Consider the following 4,823-nt stretch of genomic DNA (forward strand, 5'->3'; position numbering starts at 1 on the left):
ACAGGCGGTGGATCAGTCAACTAATTCAGCGACTGACACTCCGCATTCGCGAGCAAGCCCGCTCCCACACAAGCCCGCTCCCACATTTTTAATCGCGTTTCGTCAGCGAACCTGGCTTTCGAAGCGGTTAACGCCCGACAACTCCAACACCAACTCATCGCCCACATTCAGCGGGCCCACGCCGGCCGGGGTGCCGGTGAGGATCACGTCGCCCGCTTGCAGCGAGAAGCAGCCAGCCATGTACTGGATCATCGGCACGATCGGGTTGAGCATGATCGCGCTGTTGCCGTCCTGGCGCACTTCGCCATTGATGGTCAGGCGAATGCCGATGTCGGTCACGTCCGGGAAGGTGCTGCTAACCACGAACGGTGCAATCACCGCCGCGCCGTCGAAGGACTTGGCGATTTCCCACGGCAGGCCCTTGGCTTTCAGCTCGGCTTGCTTGTCGCGCAGGGTCAGGTCCAGCGCCGGGGCGAAGCCGGAGATGGCATCCAGCACTTCTTCACGGCTCGGCTTGGTCGACAACGGCTTGCCGATCAGTACCGCGATTTCTGCTTCGTAATGCACCGAACCGCGCTCGGTAGGGATGGCGAAACCGCCCTCCAATGCCACCACGCAGCTGCCTGGCTTGATGAACAGCAACGGCTCGGTGGGCACCGGATTGTCCAGTTCCTTGGCATGTTCGGCGTAGTTACGCCCGATGCACACCACTTTGCCCACCGGGAAGTGGATGTTGGTGCCGTCGACATACTTGTGCTGGTAGCTCATGGAACGACTCCTTCAGGGGCGATTAAACAGCGAAGATCTTGCCAGGGTTCATGATCCCGTTCGGGTCGAACACGGCTTTGACGGCTTTCATGTATTCGATTTCAACCAGCGAACGGCTGTACGTCAGGTAATCGCGCTTGGTCATGCCCACGCCGTGTTCGGCGGAGATCGAACCGTTGTACTTCTCGACGGTTTCAAACACCCACTTGTTCACGGTGGCGCACTTGGCGAAGAACTCGTCCTTGCTCAGGTTTTCTGGCTTGAGGATGTTCAGGTGCAGGTTGCCGTCGCCGATGTGGCCGAACCAGACGATTTCGAAGTCCGGGTAGTGTTCGCCGACGATCGCATCGATTTCCTTCAAGAACGCCGGCACTTTCGACACAGTGACCGAGATGTCATTCTTGTACGGGGTCCAGTGGGAAATGGTCTCGGAGATGTACTCGCGCAGCTTCCACAGGTTGTGCAGCTGGGTTTCGCTCTGGCTCATCACGCCGTCCAGCACCCAGCCCTGCTCCACGCAGTGCTCGAAGGTTTCCAGGGCGTGGTTGGCGACTTCTTCGGTGGTGGCTTCGAATTCCAGCAGTGCGTAGAACGGGCACTCGGTTTCAAACGGTGCCGGCACGTCGCCACGGCCGAGGACTTTGGCCAGGGCCTTGTCGGAGAAGAACTCAAAGGCGGTCAGGTCGAGCTTGTTCTGGAAGGCGTGCAGCACCGGCATGATCGAGTCGAAGTCGGTGGTGCCGAGGACCATCGCGGTGAGGTTTTTCGGCGCACGGTCCAGGCGCATGGTGGCTTCCACCACAAAACCCAGGGTGCCTTCCGCGCCGATGAACAGCTGGCGCATGTCGTAGCCGGTGGCGTTCTTAATCAGGTCCCGGTTCAGTTCCAGCACGTCGCCCTTGCCGGTGACGACCTTCATGCCGGCCACCCAGTTGCGGGTCATGCCGTAGCGAATCACCTTGATCCCGCCGGCATTGGTGCCGATATTGCCGCCAATCTGGCTGGAACCGGACGACGCGAAGTCCACCGGGTAGTACAGGCCGTTTTCTTCGGCGACGTTCTGCAATTGCTTGGTAACCACGCCCGGCTGGCACACGGCGGTGCGGTCGGTGAGGTTCACGTCGAGGATCTGGTTCATATAGTCGAACGACACGACCACTTCGCCATTAGCGGCCACGGCGGCGGCGGACAGGCCGGTGCGGCCACCGGATGGCACCAGGGCCACCTTGTGTTCATTGGCCCAACGCACAATGGCCTGGACCTGCTCGATGGTCTTGGGGAAGACGATGGCGGTCGGCGCGGGTGCGAAGTGCTTGGTCCAATCCTTGCCGTAAGCCTCCAGGGAGTCTGCATCGGTCAGCACTTTGCCAGGCTCAACCAGGGTCTTCAGCTCATCAATCAGGGCAGGATGGGTCATCGACAGAACTCTCGAACAATTCATGGTCATCCTGAGAACGCTTCACGTCGCAGGAATAGGTGTTTAGCGGGGCGCGTATGCTAGCATACCGCCCCCGCAGGACAGAGCCCAAGGGCGTTTCTGCGGTGACGGCTTTCCTGCCGTCCGGGTCAGCTTGTGCTGCTCGATTCCCTGCCATTTTTCTCCGGGATACAGGTTTACGCAGATGAGCAAGACTTCTCTCGATAAGAGCAAGATCAAGTTCCTTCTTCTGGAAGGCGTCCACCCATCGGCTGTCGACGTTCTGAAAGCCGCCGGGTACACCAGCATTGAGTACATCACCAGTTCTCTGCCGGAAGCCCAACTCAAGGAAAAGATCGCCGACGCGCACTTCATCGGCATTCGCTCCCGCACTCAGCTGACCGAAGAAATCTTCGATCACGCCAAGAAACTCGTGGCAGTCGGCTGTTTCTGCATCGGCACCAACCAGGTCGACCTCAACGCAGCGCGCGAGCGCGGCATCGCGGTGTTCAACGCACCGTACTCCAACACCCGTTCCGTTGCGGAGCTGGTGCTGGCCGAGGCGATCCTGCTGTTGCGCGGCATTCCTGAGAAGAACGCTTCCTGCCACCGTGGCGGCTGGATCAAAAGCGCGGCCAACTCCTTCGAAATCCGTGGCAAGAAGCTGGGTATCGTCGGTTACGGCTCGATCGGCACGCAATTGTCGGTCCTGGCTGAAGGCCTGGGCATGCAGGTGTTCTTCTACGACACCCTGACCAAGCTGCCATTGGGCAACGCCACCCAAGTGGCCAGCCTGACCGAGCTGCTGGGCATGTCCGACATCGTCACCCTGCACGTCCCGGAAACCGCTGAGACCCAGTGGATGATCGGCGAGAAGGAAATCCGCGCCATCAAGAAAGGCGGCATCCTGATTAACGCTGCCCGTGGCACCGTGGTCGAGCTGGACGCCCTGGCCGACGCGATCAAGGACAAGCACCTGATCGGCGCGGCAATCGACGTGTTCCCGGTGGAGCCACGCTCCAACGACGACATCTTCGAAAGCCCGCTGCGTGGCCTGGACAACGTGATCCTGACCCCGCACATCGGCGGTTCCACTGCCGAAGCCCAGGCCAACATCGGTCTGGAAGTGTCGGAGAAGCTGGTCAAGTACAGCGACAACGGTACCTCGGTATCGTCGGTGAACTTCCCGGAAGTGGCCCTGCCGGCTCACCCTGGCAAGCACCGTCTGCTGCACATCCACCAGAACATCCCTGGCGTGATGATGGAGATCAACAAGGTCTTCGCGGAAAACGGCATCAACATCTCCGGTCAGTTCCTGCAGACCAACGAGAAGGTCGGCTACGTTGTAATCGACGTCGACGCCGAGTACTCGGACCTGGCGCAAGAGAAGCTGCAGCACATCAAAGGCACGATTCGTAGCCGCGTGTTGTTCTAAGGTTTCAACGGCACCAACAAAAAGGGAGCCCCTCGGGGCTCCCTTTTTTGCATCTGAACAAATCTTACTTAACGTTAACCGTGATCACTTTCGAGGCTACAGTAGGCTCGAACTGGCGGTGTACGTTATCGCCTGCCACCAATTGCAGGGTGTGCTTGCCTGGGGTCAGGGTGAGTTCGGTTTCGGTTTGGGCCTTGCCGAAGTGGATCGAGGTGGCATCGGCCGGAATCGGCTCATCGGCCTTGAGCGACTGCACGTCGCGATCTACCAGCAGGTGATGGTGACCGGCGCCATGCACTTGCTTGTCGATGGGCTCCAGGTCCAGGCCCTTGACGCCGAATTTGACGGTGAAGGTCTTGTCGACGGTCGCGCCGTCTTTAGGCGAGACGATAAACACTTCGGCACCTGCAGGTGCAGGGGTACGCGGCAGGTCTGCAGCGCTGGCCATCATCGAGGCGCCCAGCAGCAGGCTGGCAATCGTTGCACGGGACAAAAGGGCTTTCATTCGCTTCTCCAGTTTTTCGGTGAAATCTGTAGGGTTATGACAACTTCGCGACAAATTGCTGTCCAAGGCACTCAACACCATAGCAAAGCGATGCTGAACGGCGCCTCGCACATAAAAATTCTCTAGGAGTGACCATGCGCTTTTCGCCTGGCCTGTTACTTGTGCTGCCCCTGATGAGCCCTCTGGCTCACGCCGAATTGGTCGATGATGTATTTGACCGTGGCGAACTGCGTATCGCCCTTGAGGCCAACACCCCGCCGTTCAACTTCAAGGAAGGCGACAAACTCACCGGGTTTGAAGTGGAACTGGGTGAGCAACTGGCCAAGGAAATGGACGTGCGCCCCTCGTTTATCACCACCGATGACGCCGATCTGCTGCCGGGAGTGGAAACCGGCAAGTACGACGTGGCCATCAACCATATCGCTATGACTGCCCTGTTGCAGGATCGGTTCGATTTCAGTGAGGCGTACAACGAGAAGCCAGAGCTGGCGATCCCGTTCCAGAAGGGCAACCCGGCGTTCAAGGCGAGTTTGGACAAGGCGTTGCAGCGGGTGAAGGAGGATGGGCGGTTGAAGGCGTTGGCGCAGAAGTGGCTTGAGAACGAGCCCGCCACCAAGGCCGAGTGATATCTAAAGTGGGAGCTGGCTTGTGTGGGAGCGGGCTTGCTCGCGAAAGCGGTGTGTCAGCCACCGGATGAG

At 59.3% G+C, this 4,823-nt stretch carries 5 protein-coding genes; 2 read left to right on the forward strand and 3 right to left on the reverse strand.

Annotation, left to right across the window (positions count from 1 at the left end; translation table 11 throughout):
* Nucleotides 1-102: 102 nt before the first annotated feature.
* Nucleotides 103-768 carry a fumarylacetoacetate hydrolase family protein gene (locus NUV89_RS27585; RefSeq protein ID WP_257783803.1) on the reverse strand — a complete coding sequence of 222 codons (666 nt, stop codon included), beginning with the start codon at nt 766-768 and terminating at the stop codon, nt 103-105.
* Between the two features lie 22 nt (nt 769-790).
* Nucleotides 791-2,185: an FAD-binding oxidoreductase gene (locus tag NUV89_RS27590; protein ID WP_257783804.1), complete on the reverse strand. Its 1,395-nt coding sequence runs from the start codon at nt 2,183-2,185 to the stop codon at nt 791-793.
* A gap of 205 nt (nt 2,186-2,390) precedes the next feature.
* Between NUV89_RS27590 and serA the strand changes: the two genes are divergently transcribed.
* Complete coding sequence (gene serA, locus NUV89_RS27595; protein WP_017736698.1) at nt 2,391-3,620, forward strand: phosphoglycerate dehydrogenase; 1,230 nt, start codon at nt 2,391-2,393, stop codon at nt 3,618-3,620.
* 64 nt (nt 3,621-3,684) lie between these two features.
* Here the strand turns inward: serA and NUV89_RS27600 are convergent, their stop codons facing one another.
* On the reverse strand, nt 3,685-4,125 hold the full coding sequence (locus tag NUV89_RS27600; protein WP_207040428.1) for a DUF4399 domain-containing protein: 441 nt from the start codon (nt 4,123-4,125) through the stop codon (nt 3,685-3,687).
* A gap of 134 nt (nt 4,126-4,259) precedes the next feature.
* Between NUV89_RS27600 and NUV89_RS27605 the strand changes: the two genes are divergently transcribed.
* Nucleotides 4,260-4,751: a transporter substrate-binding domain-containing protein gene (locus NUV89_RS27605; protein ID WP_257783805.1), complete on the forward strand. Its 492-nt coding sequence runs from the start codon at nt 4,260-4,262 to the stop codon at nt 4,749-4,751.
* Nucleotides 4,752-4,823: the final 72 nt, after the last annotated feature.

Source organism: Pseudomonas sp. 18.1.10 (assembly GCF_024655625.1).
Classification (GTDB): Bacteria; Pseudomonadota; Gammaproteobacteria; order Pseudomonadales; family Pseudomonadaceae; genus Aquipseudomonas.

Excerpts from the sequence above, each read along its gene's own strand:
- NUV89_RS27585 (WP_257783803.1), bottom strand. The coding sequence starts at position 768 with ATGAGCTACCAGCACAAGTATGTCGACGGCACCAACATCCACTTCCCG.
- NUV89_RS27590 (WP_257783804.1), bottom strand. The coding sequence starts at position 2,185 with ATGACCCATCCTGCCCTGATTGATGAGCTGAAGACCCTGGTTGAGCCT.
- serA (WP_017736698.1), top strand. The coding sequence starts at position 2,391 with ATGAGCAAGACTTCTCTCGATAAGAGCAAGATCAAGTTCCTTCTTCTG.
- NUV89_RS27600 (WP_207040428.1), bottom strand. The coding sequence starts at position 4,125 with ATGAAAGCCCTTTTGTCCCGTGCAACGATTGCCAGCCTGCTGCTGGGC.
- NUV89_RS27605 (WP_257783805.1), top strand. The coding sequence starts at position 4,260 with ATGCGCTTTTCGCCTGGCCTGTTACTTGTGCTGCCCCTGATGAGCCCT.